At 73.2% G+C, this 22,233-nt stretch carries 23 protein-coding genes; 8 read left to right on the top strand and 15 right to left on the bottom strand.

Features of this window, described 5'->3' with window-relative positions; all coding sequences use genetic code 11:
- Positions 1 to 29 precede the first annotated feature (29 nt).
- The 6 genes from pstA to IFT45_RS02670 all read right to left on the bottom strand — a co-directional run bounded on the left by pstA (position 30) and on the right by IFT45_RS02670 (position 7,682).
- Complete coding sequence (gene pstA / locus IFT45_RS02695) at positions 30 to 1,106, bottom strand: phosphate ABC transporter permease PstA (protein WP_192046281.1); 1,077 nt, start codon at positions 1,104 to 1,106, stop codon at positions 30 to 32.
- Complete coding sequence (pstC, locus tag IFT45_RS02690) at positions 1,106 to 2,050, bottom strand: phosphate ABC transporter permease subunit PstC (protein WP_192126554.1); 945 nt, start codon at positions 2,048 to 2,050, stop codon at positions 1,106 to 1,108. Before pstC ends, pstA begins: the two co-directional genes overlap by 1 nt.
- Before the next feature lie 145 nt (positions 2,051 to 2,195).
- Complete coding sequence (gene pstS, locus IFT45_RS02685; RefSeq protein ID WP_185233708.1) at positions 2,196 to 3,290, bottom strand: phosphate ABC transporter substrate-binding protein PstS; 1,095 nt, start codon at positions 3,288 to 3,290, stop codon at positions 2,196 to 2,198.
- A gap of 280 nt (positions 3,291 to 3,570) precedes the next feature.
- Positions 3,571 to 4,512, bottom strand: a complete 942-nt coding sequence (locus IFT45_RS17615; protein ID WP_185233706.1) for an NUDIX hydrolase — start codon at positions 4,510 to 4,512, stop codon at positions 3,571 to 3,573.
- Complete coding sequence (locus IFT45_RS02675; RefSeq protein WP_056057086.1) at positions 4,509 to 6,677, bottom strand: RNA degradosome polyphosphate kinase; 2,169 nt, start codon at positions 6,675 to 6,677, stop codon at positions 4,509 to 4,511. Before IFT45_RS02675 ends, IFT45_RS17615 begins: the two co-directional genes overlap by 4 nt.
- A 36-nt stretch (positions 6,678 to 6,713) precedes the next feature.
- On the bottom strand, positions 6,714 to 7,682 hold the full coding sequence (locus IFT45_RS02670; protein WP_192126552.1) for a DMT family transporter: 969 nt from the start codon (positions 7,680 to 7,682) through the stop codon (positions 6,714 to 6,716).
- A gap of 33 nt (positions 7,683 to 7,715) precedes the next feature.
- Between IFT45_RS02670 and IFT45_RS02665 the strand changes: the two genes are divergently transcribed.
- The gene (locus IFT45_RS02665) at positions 7,716 to 8,339 is read left to right on the top strand and encodes a TetR/AcrR family transcriptional regulator (RefSeq protein ID WP_192126550.1); all 624 of its coding nucleotides are present in this window, start codon (positions 7,716 to 7,718) and stop codon (positions 8,337 to 8,339) included.
- A gap of 9 nt (positions 8,340 to 8,348) precedes the next feature.
- Here IFT45_RS02665 and IFT45_RS02660 read toward each other — a convergent pair whose 3' ends face one another.
- From IFT45_RS02660 to IFT45_RS02635, 6 genes are all read right to left on the bottom strand, one after another.
- The gene (locus IFT45_RS02660; RefSeq protein ID WP_192126547.1) at positions 8,349 to 9,380 is read right to left on the bottom strand and encodes a DUF418 domain-containing protein; all 1,032 of its coding nucleotides are present in this window, start codon (positions 9,378 to 9,380) and stop codon (positions 8,349 to 8,351) included.
- The gene (locus tag IFT45_RS02655; RefSeq protein ID WP_192126545.1) at positions 9,377 to 10,438 is read right to left on the bottom strand and encodes a glycosyltransferase family 4 protein; all 1,062 of its coding nucleotides are present in this window, start codon (positions 10,436 to 10,438) and stop codon (positions 9,377 to 9,379) included. The genes IFT45_RS02660 and IFT45_RS02655 overlap by 4 nt, the downstream gene beginning before the upstream one ends.
- Positions 10,439 to 10,575: 137 nt before the next feature.
- Entirely contained in the window at positions 10,576 to 10,797 is a 222-nt protein-coding gene (locus IFT45_RS02650) for a hypothetical protein (protein ID WP_056057078.1), read from the bottom strand.
- 137 nt (positions 10,798 to 10,934) lie between these two features.
- Positions 10,935 to 12,074, bottom strand: a complete 1,140-nt coding sequence (locus IFT45_RS02645) for a hypothetical protein (protein WP_192126544.1) — start codon at positions 12,072 to 12,074, stop codon at positions 10,935 to 10,937.
- A gap of 34 nt (positions 12,075 to 12,108) precedes the next feature.
- The gene (gene mshD, locus IFT45_RS02640; RefSeq protein WP_192126542.1) at positions 12,109 to 12,942 is read right to left on the bottom strand and encodes a mycothiol synthase; all 834 of its coding nucleotides are present in this window, start codon (positions 12,940 to 12,942) and stop codon (positions 12,109 to 12,111) included.
- Positions 12,939 to 13,619: a winged helix-turn-helix domain-containing protein gene (locus IFT45_RS02635; RefSeq protein WP_192046274.1), complete on the bottom strand. Its 681-nt coding sequence runs from the start codon at positions 13,617 to 13,619 to the stop codon at positions 12,939 to 12,941. The genes mshD and IFT45_RS02635 overlap by 4 nt, the downstream gene beginning before the upstream one ends.
- Before the next feature lie 108 nt (positions 13,620 to 13,727).
- Between IFT45_RS02635 and IFT45_RS02630 the strand changes: the two genes are divergently transcribed.
- The 4 genes from IFT45_RS02630 (at position 13,728) to IFT45_RS02615 (ending at position 17,175) form a co-directional block, all read left to right on the top strand.
- A complete protein-coding gene (locus IFT45_RS02630; protein WP_192126540.1) occupies positions 13,728 to 14,021 on the top strand; it encodes a hypothetical protein in 294 nt (97 codons plus the stop codon).
- Positions 14,022 to 14,228: 207 nt separating this feature from the next.
- Complete coding sequence (locus IFT45_RS02625; protein ID WP_056057068.1) at positions 14,229 to 14,864, top strand: FABP family protein; 636 nt, start codon at positions 14,229 to 14,231, stop codon at positions 14,862 to 14,864.
- Positions 14,865 to 14,919: 55 nt separating this feature from the next.
- Entirely contained in the window at positions 14,920 to 16,053 is a 1,134-nt protein-coding gene (locus IFT45_RS02620; protein ID WP_192126768.1) for a folate-binding protein YgfZ, read from the top strand.
- Between the two features lie 9 nt (positions 16,054 to 16,062).
- A complete protein-coding gene (locus IFT45_RS02615; RefSeq protein WP_192126538.1) occupies positions 16,063 to 17,175 on the top strand; it encodes an aromatic acid exporter family protein in 1,113 nt (370 codons plus the stop codon).
- A gap of 15 nt (positions 17,176 to 17,190) precedes the next feature.
- Here IFT45_RS02615 and IFT45_RS02610 read toward each other — a convergent pair whose 3' ends face one another.
- Entirely contained in the window at positions 17,191 to 17,967 is a 777-nt protein-coding gene (locus IFT45_RS02610; protein WP_192126536.1) for a class I SAM-dependent methyltransferase, read from the bottom strand.
- Between the two features lie 45 nt (positions 17,968 to 18,012).
- On the opposite strand from IFT45_RS02610, the gene IFT45_RS02605 reads away from it, so the two are divergent.
- Entirely contained in the window at positions 18,013 to 18,765 is a 753-nt protein-coding gene (locus IFT45_RS02605; protein WP_185233693.1) for a phosphoglyceromutase, read from the top strand.
- Positions 18,766 to 18,839: 74 nt separating this feature from the next.
- Here IFT45_RS02605 and IFT45_RS02600 read toward each other — a convergent pair whose 3' ends face one another.
- Together IFT45_RS02600 and phoU are read right to left on the bottom strand one after the other, a co-directional pair.
- The gene (locus IFT45_RS02600; protein ID WP_192126534.1) at positions 18,840 to 19,373 is read right to left on the bottom strand and encodes an AAA family ATPase; all 534 of its coding nucleotides are present in this window, start codon (positions 19,371 to 19,373) and stop codon (positions 18,840 to 18,842) included.
- A gap of 22 nt (positions 19,374 to 19,395) precedes the next feature.
- A complete protein-coding gene (phoU, locus tag IFT45_RS02595) occupies positions 19,396 to 20,049 on the bottom strand; it encodes a phosphate signaling complex protein PhoU (RefSeq protein ID WP_056057055.1) in 654 nt (217 codons plus the stop codon).
- A gap of 208 nt (positions 20,050 to 20,257) precedes the next feature.
- Between phoU and IFT45_RS02590 the strand changes: the two genes are divergently transcribed.
- Both IFT45_RS02590 and IFT45_RS02585 read left to right on the top strand, forming a co-directional pair.
- Positions 20,258 to 21,448, top strand: a complete 1,191-nt coding sequence (locus IFT45_RS02590; RefSeq protein WP_056057053.1) for a cell wall metabolism sensor histidine kinase WalK — start codon at positions 20,258 to 20,260, stop codon at positions 21,446 to 21,448.
- A complete protein-coding gene (locus IFT45_RS02585; protein WP_056057051.1) occupies positions 21,445 to 22,131 on the top strand; it encodes a response regulator transcription factor in 687 nt (228 codons plus the stop codon). Before IFT45_RS02590 ends, IFT45_RS02585 begins: the two co-directional genes overlap by 4 nt.
- Positions 22,132 to 22,233 lie beyond the last annotated feature (102 nt).

The following is a 22,233-nucleotide window of genomic DNA, read 5'->3' as shown; positions in this document are numbered from 1 at the left end:
CTTCCTTCTGGGGTCGGGCCGGTTCGGGTCTAGCGACCGAGCTTGGGGGAGAAGAGCTTCGACACGAGGCGGGCCAGGAGGTTCAGCAGCATGACGATCAGGATGAGCGTCAGGGCCGCCGTCCAGGCGCGGTCGAGGAAGTCGGAGGAGTTGGGGCCCTGGTTCGCGTACTGGGTGTACGCGAACACGGGCAGGGTCATCATGCGGTCGCCGAACAGGTCGTAGTTCATGCTGGCCGTGAACCCGGCGGTGAGCAGCAGCGGAGCCGTCTCACCGATGACGCGGGCGATCGACAGCATGATGCCGGTCGTGATGCCGGCGAGCGACGTCGGCAGGACGATCTTGAGGATCGTCAGCCACTTCGGCACGCCGAGGGCGTAGCTCGCCTCGCGCAGCTCGTTCGGGACGATCTTGAGAATCTCCTCGCTGGAGCGCACGACGACGGGGATCATCAGCACGGCCAGCGCGACGGCGCCGATCGCGCCGGAGCGGACGCCGGGGCCGGCGAACAGCGAGAACAGGGCGTAGGCGAAGAGGCCGGCGACGATCGACGGGATGCCCGTCATGACGTCGACGAAGAAGGTGATGCTGCGGGCCAGCGCGCCGCGGCCGTACTCGACGAGGTAGATCGAGGTCAGCAGGCCGATCGGGATGCTGATCAGGGCGGCGAAGGCCGTGATCTCGAGCGTTCCGACGATGGCGTGCAGCGCCCCGCCGCCCGAGTCGATGATGTTGCGCATCGAGTACGTGTAGAACTCGCCGTCGAAGCGGTTCAGGCCCCGCGAGACGACCGTGTAGAGCAGCGACACGAGCGGCAGCAGGGCGACGATGAAGGCCGTCGTCACGAGCGACGTGATCAGCCGGTCGACGGCCTTGCGGCCGCCCTCGACGATGCGGGAGACGACGACGATCAGGACGTCGAAGAGGATCGTCCCGAAGAACAGGGCCCCGACGATGTTGAAGTCCTCCGTCATGCCCCCGGCCTGCAGCAGCAGGAAGACGACCGAGAACAGGACCCAGCTGCCGACGAGCAGGCCCCAGGCGGTGCCCCGGGGGAGCTTGCCCGCGGTGAGGGTGTTCGTGGTGGTGCGCGCGGCGACCGACATCAGTTCGCTCCCGAGAAGGCCTTGCGGCGGTTGACGATGAAGCGGGCGAGCATGTTGACCGCCAGCGTGATGACGAAGAGGACGAGGCCCGAGGCGATCAGAGTGTTGACGCCGACGCCGACGGCCTCGTTGAACTGGAGAGCGATGTTCGCGGCGATCGTGTTGGGGTTCTGCGAGCCCAGCAGCGCGAAGTTCACGACGATGGCGGGCGAGAGCACGATGGCGATGGCGAGGGTCTCGCCGAGGGCCCGGCCGAGGCCGAGCATGATCGCCGAGACGATGCCGGAGCGGGCGAAGGGCAGCACCGCGAGGCGGATCATCTCCCACCGGGTGGCGCCGAGCGCGAGCGCGGCCTCCTCGTGCAGCACCGGGGCCTGGAAGAAGATCTCGCGCATGACGGCGGTCATGATCGGCAGGACCATGACCGCGAGCACGATCGCGGCGGTCAGGATGGTCTTGCCGGTGCCGGAGACGGGGCCGGCGAAGAGCGGCACCCAGCCGAACCAGTCGACGAGGTTCGCGTAGAACGGCTGCACGGCGGGGGCGAGCACGAGGACGCCCCAGAGGCCGAAGACGACGCTGGGCACGGCGGCGAGCAGGTCGATGACGTAGCCGAGGCCCTGGCTGATGCGGCGCGGCGCGTAGTGCGAGATGAAGAGCGCGATGCCGAGGGCGAGCGGCGTGGCGATCAGCAGGGCGATGAGCGACGCCCACACCGTGCCGAAGACGAGCGGCCCGACGTACGACCAGAAGTTGGTGGCGTCGTTCGGCAGGGTGCCGGCCTCGGCGACGAACGCCGGCAGGCTCTGCACGACCAGGAAGAGCGCGACGGCGGCGAGCACCACGAGGATGAGGATGCCGGAGAAGAGGGTGGCCCCCGAGAAGACGCGGTCGCCGGGGCGCACCGTGGCCTTCGTCGTGGGGGTGGTGGCGGCGACGGTCATTCCCTGGTTCTTCCTGCTCGGGTGAGTGTCTCGGCGGCGGGCCTTCGGGTGGGCCACCGTCGGGGAGGAGCGCTGCGGCGGGCCGCAGCAGGGGAGCGGCCTGGGCCGCGCGGGAGCGCGCGACCCAGGCCGGGTGCAGCAGGTGCTACTTGATGGTGGCGATCGCCTCGGCGACCTTCGAGGCGAGGTCGCTCGACAGCGGCGCGGAGCCGGCCTGCTCAGCAGCGGCCTTCTGGCCCTCGTCGCTGGCGACGTACTCGGCGTACGCCTTGACGACGGCGCCCTTCTCGGCGTCGGCGTACTCGGAGCAGGTGATCAGGTAGCTGACCAGGACGAGCGGGTACGAGCCGGCCTCGTCGTAGGTGCGGTCGAGCTTGATCGCGAGGTCGTTCGACTCGCGGCCCTCGGCGAGGGGCGAGGCGGCGACGGCCTGCGACGCGCCGTCGGCGGTCAGCTCGCTGGCCTCGCCGCCGACCATCAGCTTGGCGGCCGAGAGGTCGCCGATGCCCGACTCGTCGGCGTAGCCGATCGAGTTGGTCGAGTTGTTGATCGCGTCGACGACGCCCGACGTGCCCTTGGCGGCGTCACCGGTGCTGTACGGGAAGGTCTGGCCCGACTCGGCGTCCCAGACGTCGCCGGCGTTCGCCTTGACGTACTCGGTGAAGTTCTGCGTCGTGCCCGAGTCGTCGGAGCGGTGGATGGCCGTGATCGACTCGCTCGGCAGGTCGGCGTCGGGGTTCAGGGCGACGATGGCGTCGTCGTCCCACGTGGTGATCGTGCCCTTGAAGATGCCGGCGATGGTCGCCGCGTCGAGGGTCAGGTCGTCGACGCCCTCGACGTTGTAGGCCAGGGCGATGGGCGAGATGTAGACGGGCAGGTCGATGCCCTTCGTGCCGGGAGCGCAGGCGGCGAACTCGCTGGCGAGCTCCTCGTCCTTGAGCGCGGCGTCGGAGCCGGCGAAGTCGGCGGCGCCCGAGATGAAGCTGGTGCGGCCCGAGCCGGAGCCCTGCGGGTCGTAGTTGACGGTGACGTCGGGGTTGGCGGTCTGGAAGCCCGCGGCCCAGGTGGTCTCGGCGGTGCCCTGGGCGGACGAGCCGATGCCGTTGATGGTGCCCGAGAGGTCGGAGGCGCTGGCGGAGTCGCCGGCCTCCGCGCCGCCCTCGTTGCCGGCGCAGGACGCGAGGAGCATGGTGCCGACCGCGGCGATCGCGAAGATGCTGCCGGTGCGCTTGAAGTTCACAGAGGTTCCTTCGTGGAGTGTGTTGGCTGTGTGTGCGGGCCAGGTGCCGGCCCGTGCGTGACGCTACGGCGGCTGGTTGACCACGGTCGTCTGCGCCGGTGAACGGGAGGTTAACGAGGCGGGAACATCGGCCGGGCATCCGGCCCGCCGCGGGCGCGACGGGCTGCGGCGACGCGGGCGCCGTGCTGCCGCCCGGAGACGACGGAGCCCCCGGGGCCACCGCCTCGACGGCGGCCCGGGGGGCTCGGCCCCGACCCGCGGGCCGGGGTGGGGGTCGGCCTCAGCCCACCGGCCCGTGGGTCTCGACGGCGACCAGGGCGCCGCCCTCGACGGAGACGTGCAGCACCGTGAACTCGGCGGGGCTCAGCGAGGAGGCGCGGCGCAGGTCGAGCCGCTCGCCCCCCTTCGTGCTCGTGGCGATCTGACGCAGCAGCTCCGGCAGCACCGGGGCGTGCGTGCAGAACACCGCCGGCACCCTCTTCTTCAGCCTCTTCGCGACGACCCCGACGACGTCGTCGTCGTGGCGCTCGAAGGCGTCCTGGCTGAGCGAGTCGGTCTGCTTGACGCCCACGTGGGTCAGGGCGGAGAGCGGCTCGAGGGTCGCGAGGCAGCGGGCCGCGGTGCTGCTGATGAGCCGCTGCGGGGCCCACGCGGCGATGGCGGGGGCGATCGTCTTGGCCTGCCGGCGCCCCTGCGGCAGGAGCGGGCGGGTCGCGTCGGAGCCGCTCCACTCGGCCGGCGACGTGGTCTTGGCGTGCCGCAGCGCCACGAGGGCGAAGGTGCGCGCCGCCCCGCGCTCGACGCGGTCGGCGAACCGGTCGAGCACCTCGGCGTCGCGCTCGTAGGTGAGGGCGGCCCGCGCCTCGGCGAGCGGCACCCAGCGGATGGCGGCGACCTCGCTGTTGGCCACGAACGTGCCCGCCGCCGCGAACGACTCGTCGGTGACCTCGGCGGCCCAGTAGTGCACGACCTTGTCGCGCCCGCCGGGCATGACGTACTCGGCCGTGCCGAGCGGCGCCCCGAGCGAGACGCGGTAGCCGGTCTCTTCGTGGATCTCGCGCACCGCGGTCTGCGGCGTCGACTCGCCGGGGTCGACCTTGCCCTTCGGCAACGAGACGTCGCCGTGGTGGTCGCGGTGGATGAGCAGCACGCGCACGGCGCCCCCGACGTACCGGAAGCACACGGCGCCCGCCGCGACGACCGTCGTGGAGGCCACCGTCACCGGCTGCTCTTCTTCCGCTGCGTGATCATCTTCATCAGCGAATTCTGCATGTCGACGAGCGGCTTGTCCGCCTCGTCGCGGGCGTGGCGCGTCCAGGTGCCGTCGGCGGCGAGCCACCACGAGGCGGTCTCGTCGCTCATCGCGCGCTCGAACAGCGAGCCGACCTCGTCGAGGTGGTCGGGCTGGGTGAGGCGCACGAGCGCCTCCACCCGACGGTCGAGGTTGCGGTGCATCATGTCGGCGCTGCCGATGAAGACCTGCGGGTCGCCGTCGTTCGCGAACCAGAAGAGCCGCGAGTGCTCGAGGTAGCGCCCGAGGATCGAGCGCACCCGGATGGTCTCGCTGAGCCCGGGCTGCCCGGGCTTGATGGTGCAGATGCCGCGCACCCACACGTCGACCGGCACGCCGGCCTGGCTGGCGCGGTAGAGGGCGTCGATGATCTGCTCGTCGACGATCGAGTTGATCTTGATGCGGATGCCGGAGGCGCGGCCCGCCTGGGCGTGCTCGATCTCGGTCTGGATCTGCTTGAGCAGCCCGCGCCGCAGGTAGCGGGGAGCGACGAGCAGGCGCTTGAACTTCTTCTCGATGGCGTAGCCGGAGAGCTCGTTGAAGAGCCGCGTCAGGTCCTTCCCGACCTGGTCGTCGGCGGTGAAGAGGCCCATGTCTTCGTAGATGCGGCTGGTCTTCGGGTTGTAGTTGCCCGTGCCGATGTGCGTGTAGTGCTTCAGCGTGCCCTTCTCCTGGCGGATCACCAGGGCGAGCTTGCAGTGAGTCTTGAGCCCGACCAGGCCGTAGACGACGTGCACGCCGGCCTTCTCGAGCTTGCGGGCCCAGGTGATGTTGTTCTGCTCGTCGAAGCGCGCCTTCACCTCGACGAGGGCCAGCACCTGCTTGCCGGCCTCGGCGGCGTCGATCAGCGCCTCGATGATGGGGCTGTCGCCGCTCGTGCGGTAGAGGGTCTGCTTGATGGCGAGCACGTTCGGGTCGGCCGCGGCCTGCTCCAGGAAGGCCTGGACGCTCGTCGCGAACGACTCGTAGGGGTGGTGCACGAGGATGTCGCGGCGCGCGATGCTCGCGAACATGTCGGGCTTCATGTTCGGCTCGGTCGGCTGCAGCTGGACGGCCGTCGTGGGCAGGTGCTTGGGGTACTTGAGGTCGGGCCGCGGCATCTTCGTGATCTCGAAGAGGCCCGCGAGGTCGAGCGGCGCCGGCAGGCGGTAGACCTCCTGGTCGGTGACGTCGAGCTCGCGCACGAGCAGCTCGAGCGTGACCGGGTCCATGTCGTCGGTGATCTCGAGACGGATCGGCGGGCCGAACCGGCGACGGAGCAGCTCGCGCTCGAGCGCCTGGATGAGGTTCTCCGACTCGTCCTCGTCGACCTCGACGTCCTCGTTGCGGGTCACGCGGAAGACGTGGTGCTCGACGACCTCCATGCCGGGGAAGAGGTCCTGCAGGTGGTTCGCGATCAGGTCTTCCAGGGGGATGAACCGCACCCGACCGCTGTCGTTGTCGGGCAGCTGCACGAAGCGCGGCAGCATCTGCGGCACCTTGAGTCGCGCGAACTCCTGGCGCATCGTCTTGGGGTTGCGCACCCGCACCGAGAGGTTGAGCGACAGGCCCGAGATGTACGGGAAGGGGTGGGCCGGGTCGACGGCTAGCGGCATCAGCACGGGGAAGATCTGCTCGGTGAAGATCTCGCGCATGCGCACCCGGTCGGCCTCCTCGAGGTCGGACCAGTTCTCGATGTGGATGCCGGCGTCGTCGAGGGCGGGCCGCACGAGGTCGAGGAAGGCCCGGGCGTGCCGCTCCTGCAGGTCGTGGGCCGCCGCGCTGATGTCGGCGAGCACCTCGTTCGGGCCGCGGCCGACGTTGGTCGGCACGGCGAGGCCGGTGGCGATGCGGCGCTTGAGGCCGGCCACGCGGACCATGAAGAACTCGTCGAGGTTGCTCGCGAAGATGGCGAGGAAGTTGGCCCGCTCGAGCAGCGGCGTCGACGGGTCCTCGGCGAGCTCGAGCACGCGCTGGTTGAACGCGAGCCAGCTCAGCTCGCGGTCGAGGTACCGCTCGGCGGGCAGCGTGCCCTCCTCGAAGCTGACGATCTCGTCGAAGTCGTCGAGGAAATCAGGGGTGACGCCGGCGCCGTCGACGCGTGGTTCGCTGTCCATGCCCCCCATCGTGCCACCCGCGGTGACCGGTCGGGGTCACCGACGGTGAACGGCAGGTGACGGAGGCGCGGGGCGGGCACCGGGGGAGGGCTCCTCGGGTGCTGCCCCGCGCCTCCCGCGCTCCCCGCCCAGCACGAGGGCGCTGCCCGCGGCGCTGAGCGCGAAGCCCCCGAGCGTGGCGAGCGAGAACGGCTCGCCGAGCAGGAGGGCGCCGGTCAGCGCCGTCGTCGGCGCGACCAGGAAGAGGAGCGCGTTGACGGCCGTCACGCCGAGGCGCCGCATCAGCCACCAGTACAGGCCGTAGGCGGCGAGGGTCGGCAGGGCCGCGGCGAGGAGGGCGGCCAGCCAGAACGAGGCGTCGAGGGGCGGCCGCAGGGTGCCGGTGGCGACGGCGAGCACGACGAGGGCGAGCGCCGTGACGGAGACGTGCAGGGTCAGGGTGGTCAGCACGGGGAGGCGCACGGGCGCGCGGCGCTCGACCAGCGTGCCGGCGACCAGGCAGGCCATCGCCAGGGCGGGCAGCGCGTACGCGGCGGGCGCTGCGGAGGAGTCCCCCAGCTGCGAGCCCACGACCAGCACGACGCCGAGCGCTCCGAGCGCGAGCCCCGCCCACTGCCCGCCGCGCACCCGGAGCCCGAGCAGCGGGCCGACGAGCGTCGCGACGACCAGCGGCTGCACGGCGTCGACGAGCGCCGTCGTGCCCGTCGCCACCCCGGCGGCCACGGCCGCGTAGACGAAGACGCAGTAGCCGAACTGAGCCAGGAGCCCGACGACGGCCTGCTGCCCGAGGTCGCCGCGGGTGACGCCGCGCAGGCCGCCCCGGAGGCCGGTGACGACGAGCAGCACGAGGGCGAGCGGGGCGAACCGCCAGACCAGGAGGGTCGTCGTCGGCACGTCGACGGTCGCGAGGGCGGCGAGCGTGAAGCCCGAGCTCCAGGCCAGGACGAACGCGGCCGCCCCGCCGACCACGACGAGGCCACTCGGTACACCGATCTGTTTACTCATGGCCTCGACTATACACATCGGTATAGTCGAGGCATGGTCGATCTCGACAGCCCCGTCGGCAGCCTCGCCGTCCCCGCCCTGCCCGCGCTCACGCCGGGGGCCCGTCGCGTGCTCGACGCCGCCTCCGACCTCTTCTACGACCAGGGCATCCACGCGGTCGGTGTCGACACCATCGCCGAGGCGGCCGGGGTCACGAAGAAGACGCTCTACGACCGCTTCGGCTCGAAGGAGGCGCTGGTCGTGTCGTACCTCCGCCACCGCGACGCCCGGTGGCGGGAGCACCTCGCGGCCCACCTGGCGCGGGTGCCTGAGCCCGGGGTCGCGCGGGTCCTCGCCGTGTTCGACGCCGCCGTCGACTGGTCGCGGCAGCACGGCGGCAAGGGCTGCAGCGCCATCAACGCGCGGGCGGAGGTCGGCGACGGGCACGACGGCAACGCCGTCTTCCCCGAGGCGGCGCGGCAGAAGGGCTGGCTGCTCACGCTCTTCGCCGAGCTCTGCCGCGAGGCGGGGCTCGCCCGCCCCGACGACCTGGCCCGGACGCTCATGCTCGTGCACGAGGGGGCGATCGTCACGGTCGGGATGGAGACCTTCGACCAGCCCCTCGAGCACGCCCGCACCGTCGCGCGCTCGCTCCTCGAGGCGACGCCGCGAGCCTGACGGCCCGCGTCAGAGCACTCCTCCCCGGAACGGTGCTCGTCGACGCCACGTGACGGTGCGCCACGCCCACTCGACGGGGCCGTAGCGGAAGTGCGTGAGCCAGGCCCGGCTGACGACGGACTGTACGGTCAGCACGACCACCGCCGTGACGACGGCGGGCAGCGGCGAGGTCATGTGCGTCCAGTCGAGGGCGGGCACGCCCGCCACGAGGGCGACGACGACGACCGACGCCCCCACGTAGTTCGACAGGGCCATCCGGCCGAGGGGCTCGAACGCGGCCGCGACGACGACCCGAGCGCGCGTGGACCACAGCAAGGTCAGCGCCGCCGTGTACGTCACGGCCAGGGTCAGCCCGGCGACGCCGCCCGCGGTCGTGAACCGGGGGTCGCCGGGCTGGGTGGTCTGCCAGGCGACGGCCGCCACGCTCGCGGCGGCGGCGACCCCCAGCGTCGCCACGACCGGCCTGCCGCCCCGCTCGAGGGCGCGGGGGAGGCCCCAGGAGGCGGCGGCGGCCCCCAGCAGCACCAGGCCGGGCAGCGACGCGAGCCCGCCGCCGAACAGGGCGTAGGCCGCGACCGTGCCGACGGTGCCCAGCGCCAGGGTCAGCCACCGGGGCGCCCAGAGCACGACCGGGAGCGCGAGCAGCCCGACGACCGCGTACTCGCGCAGGACCTCGCCGGGGTAGACGAGTGCGTGCAGGCAGCCGATGCCCAGGAGGGCGAGGAGGCGGAGGCCGACCGGCAGCCACGGGGCCGTGCCGCGGCGCCGCGCCGAGTCGACGACGAGCTGGAGGCTGAGGCCGAAGAGGACGACGAAGATCGGGACGAAGCGGGTCTGCACGGCGAACTCGAGCAGGGTCTGCGTGGTGCTCGCGGGGGCGTCGGCGTCGAACGGCACCGCGCTGCCCAGCCGGGTGATGTCGGGGACGTTGACGAGGAGGATCCCGCAGAGGGCGAACCCCCGCAGGCTGTCCAGCAGCCGCCACCGGGTGGAGACGGGGGTGCCGTCGACGGGGGACGGAGCGGTGCGGGTCGTGGTCATCGTCGTCGCCCCTCGGCCAGCAGGCGGTCGTAGACGGCGAGGTACTCGCCCGTCATGCGGGTCACGTGCGCGCGCTCGAGGCCGCGGCGGGCGCGCTCGCCGAGGTCGGCTCGGGCCGCCTCGTCGCCGAGCAGGCGGTCGAGGGTGCGCGCGAGGGCGTCGACGTCGCCGGACGGGAAGACCACGCCCGCCGCGCCGTGGTCGACGGCCTCCGGCAGGCCGTCCGCCGAGCTGACGACGCAGGCGAGGCCCGCCTCGCGCTGCTCGCCCACGACGAGGGGGAACGGGTCGCGGCGCGAGGCCGTCACCGCGATGTCGGCGCCGTACAGGTGGGGCCTCGGGTCGGCGACCGAGCCGACCGTGTGCACGCGGTCGCTCCACGGGGCGCCGGCCGCCGCCTCCAGCGTGTCGGGCTCGTCGACGTTGCCGACGAACCAGAGCTGGGCGTCGGGGTGCGCCTCCGCGACCCGGCCGAACGCCGCGACGAGCACGTCGGAGCCCTTGCGGCGCGTCACCGAGCCGACGGCGACGACGGCGGGGTGCCCGAGGTCGGCGGCCGCCGGGCGCCCGGGGCGCCGGGGGCTGCCGATCGTCGCGTTCGTGACGGTGCAGGTCTTCCGGCGCGCGAGGGGTCGGCGCCGCATGGCACGCTCCACGGCCCCGCTCACGCAGACGACGGCGTCGGAGAGGCCCATGACGCCGACGCCCCGCTGGAACTCGTTGTGGACCGTCGCCACCGACGGCACCCGGGGGGCGGCCACGGAGGCGAGCACGGCGGGCGTGAGGGTGTGCGAGTGGACGACGTCGGGGTCGAGGCGGCGGAGCAGGCCCCGGACGCGACGGAGGGTGGCGGGCAGCTGGCGGGGCGCCCGGCGGCTGAAGTCGACCTCCGCCGTCGAGACGCCGTGGGCGTGGAGCAGGTCGTACCAGTCGCCTCCTGCCGAGACGACCCAGACCTCGTGCCCCTGGGCGGCCTGCGTCGTGGCGAGGTCGACGACGACGTTGACGATGCCGTTGGCGGTGTTCGACATGGAGTCGGTCAGGTGGACGATCCGCATGGGGCCCCTCGGTCGGTCACCCGATCATGACGTCGGGCAGAACTGAGATCGAAGATATCACATGTCCAGAACAGAATAGGGGGACGACGAACGCCCCCGTGATTCCGCGGGGGCGTTCGGCACAGCTCGAGCTGGTGCTACTTCTTCTCCTCGAGCTTCAGCGCGAGGCCGAGCCCGAAGAACGTGGGCGCCCAGTGGCCGATGAAGATGCCCCAGCGGTCGGACTGGGCCTTGTCGTTCGAGTCCTTGCCCTGCGACGCGAGCCAGGCCACGAGGGCGATGACGATGGAGGCGAAGCCGCCCCAGTAGGCGTGCTTGCTCTGGACTCCGAGGTCGGAGAGGAAACGGACGGGGTTCATGGTGTTCTCCTGCAGCTCGTGGGGATCGTGCGGTCCCCACAATCCACTCCGTCGCGCTGGGAGCCAGGTGGCAGCCCGGAGACCGGGCCGGAGTAGCTCCCGGCGGCCCCGACCACGTACCCCGATGTACCCCGGCCCTAGAGGAAGGGGCCGGCCTCGAACGCGGCGCCCTCGGGAGTCACGTCCGTGACGACCCCGGCCACGCGGACGGGCACGGGCGAGACCGAGCCGAAGGTGCCCGTCGCCCCCGACGCGTCGCGGGCGTCGGCGCTGTAGGAGGCGGCGCCCTCGGTCACCGAGGTGACGTCCCAGCCGGTGCCGTCCCACGCGCCCACGTCGTAGGTCGGGGCCGTCTCGAGGGTCCACTTCTGGTTCGACAGCTCGTAGCCGCCGTCGCCGTTGAGCAGGGCGAAGCTGCACCCGTCGGGGCGGGGGTCGGGGCTGCCGACGCAGCCGGAGACCCAGCCGTCGACGGCCGCCCGGGCCGAGGCCTCGCCCGCCTCGGTCAGCTCGGCCACGAGGACGGCCGGGGTGCCGCGGCTGCCGGCGCCCGAGGCCGTGCCGGTCGCGGCGGGTGCGCCCCAGAGGTCGCCGCCGCCGCCGAGCTCGACGTCGTAGCTGCCCGGCAGCGCACGCAGCTCCACGGTGGCCGAGTCGCCTCGCGGCAGCTCGGCGCCGGCGACCGAGACGGTCGCGGACGACGGCGCGCCGACCTGGACGGTCAGCGTCCCGAGCTCCACCGGCTGCAGCTCCCACCGCGGGAAGACCAGGAGGTCGCGGCCGTCGCTCACGAGGGCGAACGACTGCTGCCACCGGGGGCCCGCCTCGCCGCCCTGCTGCACCGTCGCCTCCACCGTGGCCGACTCGCCGTCGACGACCGCCGGGGCGACGTCGAAGTCGCTCACCCGGTCGCTCGCCGCGGCGTAGGCCTCGTCGGTGAGGAGGACGTCGTCGTCGCCGACCTCCGTGCCGTCGAGGGCGAAGGCTCGCTCGGCGTCGCCCTGCTGCACGGCTTCGAGGTACGCCGCCACGGCGGCCTCGGGGCGGTGCGACGCCGCCGTCCGCCCGACCCCGACGGCGGCCGCCGCCGCGAGCAGGAAGAGCAGCACGCCCGCGCCGATCAGCACGAGCCGACGACGCCGGCGCCGCGGCGCCGCGGGGGAGCCCGCGACCCCGGTGGCTCCCTCGGCCCGGTCTGCTGCCTCGGCCCCGTCGGCCCGTCCGGCCTGCCCGCCGTCGCGCGGCTCGTCCGCCGGCGTCCCTTGTGTCTCGCTCATGTCTCTCCCCCTGGAGTCGTCCTGACCGGCGGCGTCAGCGCCGCAGGGTCCACTGCACGTCGACCGCGTGGTCGACGAATCCCCGGCCGGCGTAGAGCCTCAGGGCCGGCTCGTTGTCGCCCTCGACGTAGAGGGCCGCGGTGTCGGCGCCGCGCTCGGCGAGGCGGGCGAAGCCGGCGTCGACCACCGCGCCTCCCAGCCCCTCGCCCTGGTGGTCGGGGCTCACCGCGACGGCGTAGAACTCGCCGGGCTGGCCCGCCTCGAGCTTGAGCCAGCACGACGCGAGCAGCTCGTCGCCCCGCCACAGCAGGAGCAGGTCGCCCGCGTCGAACCACGGCTCGGCGCGGCGCGCGTCGAGGTCGGCCTGGTCGATCGAGCCCTGCTCGGGGTGGCTCGCGAAGGCGCGGGCGTTGAGGTCGAGCCAGGCCGCGTCGTCGGTGCCCGGACGGAACGCGGCGACGCGGTCGCGCTCGCGGAGGCGCGGGGTGCGCGGGGCCACCGGCGCGCGCTGCTGCAGCAGGCGCCGGGTCTCGTCGAGCCCGAAGCGCGCGGCGAGCACGCGGGAGCCCGGGTGGTCGCCGTGCGCCCAGAACGCGGTGGGGCCGGTCGTCTCGTCGAGGACACGCTGCACGAGCAGGGCGCCGAGGCCCTCGCGACGGTGGTCGGGGTGCACGACCAGCTCGACCTCGGTGCCGGCCGGGCCGCCGTCGTCGCCGCTGACGGACCGCAGCACGGCGGCCGCGTGCGGCGCCTCGACGACCCGGGCCTCGCCCGAGCGCACCTCGACGAGCGCCTGGTCGTTGACCGGCGGGCTGCCGTCGACCGCCTGGGCCGCGCGGGCGAGCGCCTCGACGTCGGCGGGGGTCACGCGCCGGGCCCCGGCAGGTCGTCGTCGTACACGTTGAAGCGGTAGCCGACGTTGCGCACGGTGCCGATCAGCGACTCGAGGTCGCCGAGCTTGGCGCGGAGGCGCCGCACGTGCACGTCGACCGTGCGGGTGCCGCCGAAGTAGTCGTAGCCCCACACCTCGCTGAGCAGCTGCTCGCGCGTGAAGACCCGGGAGGGGTGCGTCGCGAAGAAGCGGAGCAGCTCGAACTCCTTGAAGGTGAGGTCGAGCGGGCGGCCGTGCACCTTGGCCGAGTAGCTCGCCTCGTCGATGACGACGCCCGAGGCGTGGATCTTCGAGCCGGTCTGCGACTGCGCCAGCCGACCCGTCACGAGGCGGATGCGGGCGTCGACCTCGGCGGGGCCGGCCGTCTCGAGGATGACGTCGTCGACGCCCCACTCGGAGTTGACCGCCGTGAGGCCCCCCTCGGTGAGCACGAGCACGAGGGGCACCGTGACGCCCGTCGTGCGGAGGATCTTGCAGAGCGACTTGGCGCTCGCGAGGTCGGTCCGGGCGTCGACGAAGATGAGGTCGCTCGAGGGCGCGTTCACCAGCTGTGCGGGTTCGGCCGGGATCTGCCGGGTACGGTGGCTGAGGAGAGCCAGAGCCGGGAGCACGTCAGGGCTGCCCGCAGAGGTCAAGACCAACAGCTGCGCCACACGGACCTCCAGTGAATGTATGGTCGGCAGTCTAAAACACGAGTGATGCCCGGCTCGACCACGTGTCGACGCCCCTCGGTGCTCGGGCCACGAACGGAGAACCGCGCAGTGACCACCCCGGCCGTCCCGCCCACCAGCCGCCGCGTGCGACTCAAGCCGCTGACCGTGGTGCCCGTGTGGGCCTTCACGCTGATCGTCGCGGTCGTCGTCTCGGTCGCCGCCCCCGGCGACGACTTCTACGTGTGGCTGCCGCTCGTGCTGGCCACGAGCATCATCCTGAGCTTCGTGCTGCAGCTCGCCGCCAGCGAGAAGGACGGCCTGGTCTCGCGCTGCGTCCTCACGCTCTGCGGCAGCCTGGTCATCCTCGCCGTGACGACGGGCGTGCTCGCGCTCGTCCACTGAGCCCGGTGCCCCGCCGCCGCTGGGCAGCCCCTGGGCACCGCCTCCCGCCCCTCCCGCCGACGGTGCCGCGCGGGTAGTCTTGCGGCATGGATTCCTTGCTCGCCCTCGAGATGTTCTACGTGGGGCTCCTCGCCCTCGCGTCGCTGGCCATCGCCTTCGTCTCCGTCGTCGTCCTCGTCAAGCTCTTCAAGGGCCAGCGCTAGACCCGTGATCGACATCCCCACCGACCTCCCGGCTGAGCTCGTCCCGCTGTCCTGGCTCATCGGCGTGTGGGAGGGCACGGGCGTGGTCGACTACAAGATCGGCGAGGGCGACCCCGACGCTCCTGTCGACGGCGCGCCCCCGGCCGTCCGTCGCACGCACGAGTTCGGCCAGCGCGTCAGCTTCAGCCACGACGGCCTGCCCTACCTCAACTACAGCTCGTTCAGCTGGCTGCTCGACGACGAGCGCACGCCCCTGGCGAGCGAGACCGGCTACTGGCGCCTCGAGCGCCCCGCCGAGGTGGGCGACCGAGGGCCCGGCATGCTGCCCGGCCAGGGCGTCGCGCCGTTCCGGTCGGCGCAGACCGTCGAGATCCTCCGCCGCCCCGATGACGGGTTCGGCCTCGAGGTGCAGCTCGTGCACCCCACGGGCGTCAACGAGCTCTACCTCGGCCGCGTCAAGGGCCCGCGCATCGACCTGTCGACCGACGCCGTGCTCCGCTCGAGCAACGCGAAGGAGTACTCGGCCGCCACGCGCATGTACGGCCTCGTCGAGAACCACCTGCTCTGGGCCTGGGACATCGCGGCCCTCGGCCAGGAGCTCCGCACCCACGCCTCCGGGCGCCTGGCCCGCGTTGACTGACGCCCCGGCCGCCGGAGTCGCGGGGGCGCCGTCCGCCGACCCCGCCCTCGTCGTCGTGTCGCCGTTCGCGGCGCGCGACGGCTTCGTCGACGACGGCAGCGGGGTCGCCGCGCACTACGGCAACCCCCTCACCGAGCAGCGGGCGCTCGTCCGCGGCGTCGCGGTCATCGACCTCTCCGACCGGGGCGTGCTCACCGTCAGCGGCCCCGACCGCCTCAGCTGGCTGAACTCGCTCACGAGCCAGGCCCTGCTCGGGCTCGAGCCGGGCCGGTCGACCGAGACCCTCCTGCTCGACGCGAACGGCCGCCTCGAGCACGCCGCGCGCGTCGTCGACGACGGCGAGACCACCTGGCTGCTCGTCGACCGCGTGGAGGCGGAGCCCCTGCGGGCCTGGCTCGACCGCATGCGGTTCATGCTGCGGGTCGAGGTCGCCGACCGCTCGGCCGACGTCGCGACGATCGGCGCCCTGGCCGAGGTCGAGCTGCCCGTCCCGGTGCTCGCCCCCGCCGGCGTGCCCGTGGTCTGGGTCGACCCCTGGCGCGAGGTCGCCCCCGGCGGCCACGGCTACGCCGACGCCGAGACCCACCCCGGCCGTGACTGGAGCTACCGCGAGGTGCTCGTCGACCGGGCCGACCTGGCGGCCCTCGCGGCGTCCGACCTTCCCGCCGCCGGCACCCTCGCCCTCGAGGCCCTGCGCATCGAGGCGTGGCGCCCGCGCCTCTCGACCGAGGTCGACGAGCGCAGCATCCCGCACGAGCTCGACTGGCTCCGCTCCGCGGTCCACCTGGCCAAGGGCTGCTACCGCGGTCAGGAGACCGTGGCCAAGGTGCACAACATCGGGCACCCGCCGCGGCGCCTGGTGATGCTGCACCTCGACGGCTCCGACACCGTGCTGCCCGCCCCCGGCGACCCCGTCGTCACCGCGGCGGCCGTCGCCGAGGCCACCGCCGCCGGCGCCCCGCTCGCCGACCTGGCCCCCGTGGGCCGCGTCACGAGCTCCGCCGTCCACCACGAGCTCGGCCCGATCGCGCTCGCCGTGGTCAAGCGCACCACCGACGAGACCGCGCCCCTCGCGGTGCTCTCGGCCGACATCGTCGTCGCCGCCGCTCCGCAGACGATCGTGCCGGCCTCCGCGGGCGCCGCCGCCGGGGTGCCCCGGCTGCCGCGCCTGGGAGCCGTCCGCCGCTAGGCGGCCCGGGTGGCGACCCGGCAGCCGGGTGCCGTCCGGCGGGCGGCTTCGCGCGCCTCCCGCGGCTTCGACCCCCGGGCGGCGACCCGTCGCACGGTGACGTCGATGCCGGCGATCGTGCAGATCGTCGTGGCCGCCAGCGCGTCGTACGCGATCACGCACCTGGGGCTCGGCCACGCGGTGCCGCTGCTCGCCGTCACGATCACGATCTCGTCGCTCGGCCTGGCCCGCGATGCCCGGCCCCGCGTCGTGCTCGAGAACGCGGTCGGGGTGCTGATCGGCATCGCCCTCAGCGAGGTCATGCTGCTCGTGCTCGGCAAGGGCCTCTGGCAGGTCGCGGCCGTGCTGCTGGTCGTGCTCGCGGTCGCGCGGTTCGCGTCGCCGAGCAGCGCCTTCGCCGCGGCGGCCGCCACCCAGTCGATGCTCGTCATGCTGCTGCCTGACCCGGAGGGCGGCCCCTTCGTGCGCAGCGTCGACGGCGCGGTCGGCGGGCTCGTCGCCCTCGCGGTGACGGCGATCGTGCCCCGCGACCCGGTCGGGCTGGCGCGGGCCGACGCCCGGGCCCTCTTCGCCGAGGTGGGGGCGGCCTTCGAGGCGCTCGTCGTCGCGCTCCGCACCGACGACGTCCGCCGGGCCGACGAGGCGCTCCGGCGCCTGAGGTCGACGCAGCCGCTGCTCGACGACTGGGCGTCGACGCTCGAGTCGGCCGTCTCGATCTCGCGCCTCTCGCCCTTCCTGAGGTCGCGCCTCCCTCACCTCCGTCAGCAGCAGTCGCTGCGGCTCCACGTCGACCTCGCGGTGCGCAACCTCCGGGTGATCGCCCGCCGGGTCGACACGTCGCTCGGCGACGGGCGCGACCGGCTCGGCCTCGCCGACCTCGTCGAGAGCACCGGCCGCGCGGTCGTCGTGCTCGGCGGCTCGGTCGACGACGTCGAGCGGCTGCCCGCGGCGAGGGAGGCGCTCAGCGCGGTCGCCCGCCGCCTCGACCCGGCCGTCGTCGCGCCCGGCGCCCCGGTCACCGAGGCGATCGTGGTGCTGATGATGCGCCCGCTCGTCATCGACCTGCTGATGGCCACGGGCCTGCCGCACGACGAGGCTCGACGCCGCCTCGCCGTCGTCTGACCCCGGGCCACGGGCTCAGGCGCGGGGCTCCACCGCGCTCCAGGGCAGGGTCAGCTCGCCGAGCCGCCAGCGCGTCCGGCCGTGCCGCACGGGCCAGCCGGCGGCGCGCAGGCCCTCGACCGTCGCGATCCAGCGCTGCACCGGCCCGTAGACCGAGAGCGGGGCCGCGATCGCCCACTGCCGGTCGAGGTCGACGAGCAGGTCGTGCACGCGCTCGCCCGGCACGTTGCGGTGGATGAGCGCCTTGGGCAGCCGCTCGGCGACGACCGACGGGGCCTCGAGCGAGGCCAGGTGCAGCGCGACCGTGAACGTCTGCGGCCCCGCCTCGGTGACGTCCACCCAGCTCGCGACGCGGCCGACCTCGTTGCAGGTGCCCTCGACGAGCACCCCGCCGGGCTGCAGCCGCGACGTCATCAGCCGCCACGAGGCGTCGACCTGCGACTCGTCGTACTGCCGCAGCACGTTCAGGGCCCGGATCACGGCCGGGCGTCGGCCGCCGTCGAGCGGCACCTCGAAGCCCCCGAGCCGGAAGCTCACGCCGGGCCGCGCCGAGAGCGACGCGAGCCGCACCCGCTCCGGGTCGATCTCGATGCCGACCACCTCGACGTCGGGCCGGACCTTCCGGAGGCGCTGGTGCAGCTCCAGGGGAGTGGTCGCGCTGGCCCCGTAGCCGAGGTCGACGACCAACGGGTCGTCGGCACGGCGCAGCACGGGGTGCGCGGCGATCCACCGGTCGACGCGGCGGAGCCGGTTGGTGCCGGTCGTGCCGCGCGTGATCGATCCGATGGGCATGGCTCCGAGTCTGACAGCCCGGGGCGTCGGCGATACGCTGGAGGCATGACTTCGACGCTCATCCTCCTCCGTCACGGCAACAGCGAGTGGAACCAGGCGAACCTCTTCACGGGGTGGGTCGACGTGCGCCTCAGCGAGCAGGGCCGCGCCGAGGCGAAGCGCGCCGGCGAGCTCCTCGTCGAGCACCAGATGCAGCCCGACGTCCTGTACACGTCGCGCCTCACCCGCGCCATCCAGACCGCCGACATCGCCCTCGAGGAGGCCGACCGCCTCTGGATCGACGTGAAGCGCTCCTGGCGGCTCAACGAGCGCCACTACGGCGCCCTCCAGGGCAAGGACAAGGCGCAGACCCTCGAGCAGTACGGCCCGGAGCAGTTCCAGACCTGGCGTCGGTCGTTCGACGTGCCGCCGCCGCCCCTCGACGACGACAGCGAGTTCTCGCAGGCGCACGACGTCCGCTACGCCGAGCTCGGCGTCGACGCCCCGCGCACCGAGTCGCTCGCCCTCGTGATCGAGCGCATGATCCCCTACTGGGAGAGCGACATCACCGCGAGCCTCGCCGAGGGCAAGGTCGTGCTGGTCACCGCCCACGGCAACTCGCTGCGCGCGCTCGTGAAGCACCTCGACGGCATCAGCGACGACGAGATCTCCGAGCTCAACATCCCCACCGGCATCCCGCTCGTCTACGAGCTCGACGACGACTTCCGCCCCACCGGCCCCGGCCGCTACCTCGACCCGCAGGCCGCCGCCGCCGGTGCGGCCGCCGTCGCGGCGCAGGGGGAGAAAAAGGGCCTGTAGGCGCGTCCTCTCCCTCGGAGCCCGCCCCCGCCGTCGTGCGGGGGCGGGCTCCGTCGTGTCACACGCAGTGCCCGTCACACGAAGTGCGCGCTGATCTCCATCACGAGGGAGTCGACGTCGACCTCGCCGCTCGTGTCGACGCGCACGACCGGCCACGCGCCGAGCGGCCCCGCGCCCTCGACCCGGTCGGCCCAGCCGGCGGCCAGCTCGTCGGCCGTGCCGTGCACGGGGTGACGGCCGCCGCCCTCGACGCGGGCCGCCGAGCGGGCGAGCGCGAGCTCGGGAGCCACCTCGCACCACACCTCGAGCACGCGGGGCGAGCCGGCCTGCTCGACGCCGGCGCGCACGCCGTCGAGGTCGTCGTCGGGCCGCCAGCACGCGTCGACCACGACGCCGGCCTCGACCTCGCCGGCCATCGCCCAGACGGCGTCCACGGCGATGCGCCGCACCGCCTGCGGGGCGATCATCGGCCCGGCCAGGTCGGCCAGCGCCTCCTGCACGGGGTCGACCGCGAGCAGGGGGCAGCCGAGCACGCCGGCCAGCGTGGCCGAGACGGTGGTCTTGCCCGAGCCGGGCAGACCGTTGACGAGGATCGCGACAGAAGCCATCCCCCCATCATCCCGCAGCGGGTCAGACCTCGGCGGCCACCCAGTCGCCGGTCGCGAGGTACTGGACCTTCTTGGCGATCGAGACCGCGTGGTCGGCGAAGCGCTCGTGGTAGCGCGACGCGAGGGTCGAGTCGACGGTGTCGACCGCCGCGCCCTTCCAGGTCTCGCCGAGCACCTTGTCGAAGACGCTGAGGTGCAGCTCGTCGATGCGGTCGTCGTCGTTGCGGATCTCCTCCGCGAGGCGGACGTCCTCCGTCGTGAGCAGCTCGGTGAGCTTCTTCGCGATGGCGACGTCGAGGCGGCCGAGCTCCTGGAAGGTCGGGCGCAGCGACTTCGGCACGACCTTCTCGGGGAAGCGGTACCGGGCGAGCTGGGCGATGTGCTCGGCCATGTCGCCCATGCGCTCGAGCGACGCGCTGATGCGCAGGGCGCTGACCACGATGCGGAGGTCGCGGGCGACGGGGTTCTGGCGGGCCAGGATGTCGATGGCGAGCTCGTCGAGGGCGATCGCGCGCTCGTCGATGCGGTCGTCGTCGGCGATGACCTTCTCGGCCAGCGTCACGTCGGAGTCGTTGAAGGCCGTGGTGGCGTTCTCGATCGAGACGGCGACGAGGCCCGCGATCTCGACGAGGCGCTCCTGCACCTCTTGCAGTTCCTGCTGGAATACCTCGCGCATGGGAGTCTGGGCCTCTCGTCGTTCCGGGGGTGTCCGGGTCTCGGGGCGACCGCCCCGTGCTGTGCCGGCGGAGCCGCCCGCACAGTCCCGTCGACTCTCACGGGTGGAGGTTAACGGTCGGTGACGGGAGGCCCAACAGTGCCCAAAGTACAGCGCTCCGGCTGGCTCTCGTCCGTTCCCGCCCCGGGCGTTCACTATCGTGACCTGCATGGAACCAACCTGGTTGGTGCCGGCCTCGCTGCTCTTCGGCGTCCTGGTCGGCGCCGCGGTCGTGATGGTGGTGGTGTCGGCTCAGCGCCGGGCCGCCCGCGTCGCGGCACTCGTCGAGACGACGCTGCCGGACGGCATCGACGCGGTGCTCGACGCCCTCTCGTCGGCCGGGCTCGTCGTCGACCCGTCGGGCAACGTGCTGAAGGCCTCGCCGTTCGCCCGTCAGCTCGGCCTGGTCTCCGCCCAGGAGCACCTCGTGCACCCCGAGGTCGAGGCCCTCGTCGACCTGGCGCGGCGGAGCGACGACCCGCAGGAGGCGCAGCTCACCCTGGCGCGCCTCCCCGGTTCCGAGGCCACCGTCGCCCTCGGCGTGCGGGCGGCAGTGCTGGGCGGCCGCTACGTGCTCGTGCTCGCCGAGGACCACACCGAGGGCCGCCGGCTCGACGACATGCGCCGCGACTTCGTGGCCAACATCAGCCACGAGCTGAAGACCCCGATCGGCGCGGTGGGCCTGCTCGCCGAGGCGCTCGACGCGGCCTCGGCCGACCCTGAGCGCGTCCGCCACTTCGCCGGCCGCCTGACGCGCGAGGCCGACCGGCTCGGCCGCCTCACCCAGGACATCATCGAGCTCTCGCGGCTGCAGGCCACCGACGCGCTCGAGTCGAGCGACCCCGTCGACGTGCGGGCGGTCGTCGACACCGCCGTCGACCGCAACCGGGTCGAGGCCGAGGTGCGGGGCATCTCGCTCGTCGTCCGGGGCGGCAAGAAGGCGCAGGTGCTCGGCGACGAGACGATGCTCGTCACCGCCGTCGACAACCTCGTCTCGAACGCCATCGCCTACTCGCCCGACGGGTCGCGGATCGGCATCGGCGCGACCGTCGACGACGAGGGCGGCGTCTCGATCGCGGTCAGCGACCAGGGCTACGGCATCCCGGAGCACGAGCTCGACCGCGTCTTCGAGCGCTTCTACCGCGTCGACCAGGCCCGGTCGCGCCGCACCGGGGGCACCGGCCTCGGCCTCGCGATCGTCAAGCACGTCGTCCAGAACCACGGCGGCGAGGTGCGCGTCTGGTCGCAGGTCGGCAGCGGGTCGACCTTCACGATCCGGCTGCCCGAGTTCGAGGCCCGCCCCGACACCCGTTCCGTCCCTGTCATGGTCACCACACGAGGAGACACCGATACCCGATGAGCACCCACATCCTGATCGTCGAGGACGAGGAGTCGCTGAGCGAGCCCCTGGCCTTCATCCTCGAGCGCGAGGGCTACCGCGTCACCGTCGCCGAGGACGGCCCGTCCGCCCTGGCCCTGTTCGACAAGTCGGGCGCCGACCTCGTGCTGCTCGACCTGATGCTGCCCGGCATCCCCGGCACGGAGGTCTGCCGGGTGCTGCGCTCGAGGTCGCAGGTGCCCATCATCATGCTGACCGCGAAGGACAGCGAGGTGGACATCGTCGTGGGGCTCGAGCTCGGCGCCGACGACTACGTCACCAAGCCGTACTCGACGCGGGAGCTGCTGGCGCGCATCCGGGCGGTCCTCCGTCGCCGGGCCGACGACGGCGACGACCTCGCCGACGGCATGCTCGAGGCGGGCGACATCCGCATGGACGTCGAGCGCCACGTCGTGACGGTGCGCGGCGAGGACGTCGCGATGCCGCTCAAGGAGTTCGAGCTGCTCGAGCTGCTGATGCGCAACGCCGGCCGCGTGCTGACGCGCGGTCAGCTGATCGACCGGGTCTGGGGCTCCGACTACTTCGGCGACACCAAGACCCTCGACGTGCACATCAAGCGCATCCGCTCGAAGATCGAGCCCGTGCCCTCCGAGCCCAAGGCGCTCGTGACCGTGCGCGGGCTCGGGTACCGCATCGAGGCCTGAGGCGCCCTCGGCGGGCGGCCTCCGTCCGACCGCCGACGCACGAGAGGCCCGGCCCCGCTGACGCGGGCCGGGCCTCTGGTCGTCTCGGCGCCGTTCGGGCGC

Source organism: Frigoribacterium sp. CFBP 13707 (genome assembly GCF_014842245.1).
Classification (GTDB): domain Bacteria; phylum Actinomycetota; class Actinomycetes; order Actinomycetales; family Microbacteriaceae; genus Frigoribacterium; species Frigoribacterium endophyticum.
This window is presented reverse-complemented; position numbering and strand designations above follow the sequence as displayed.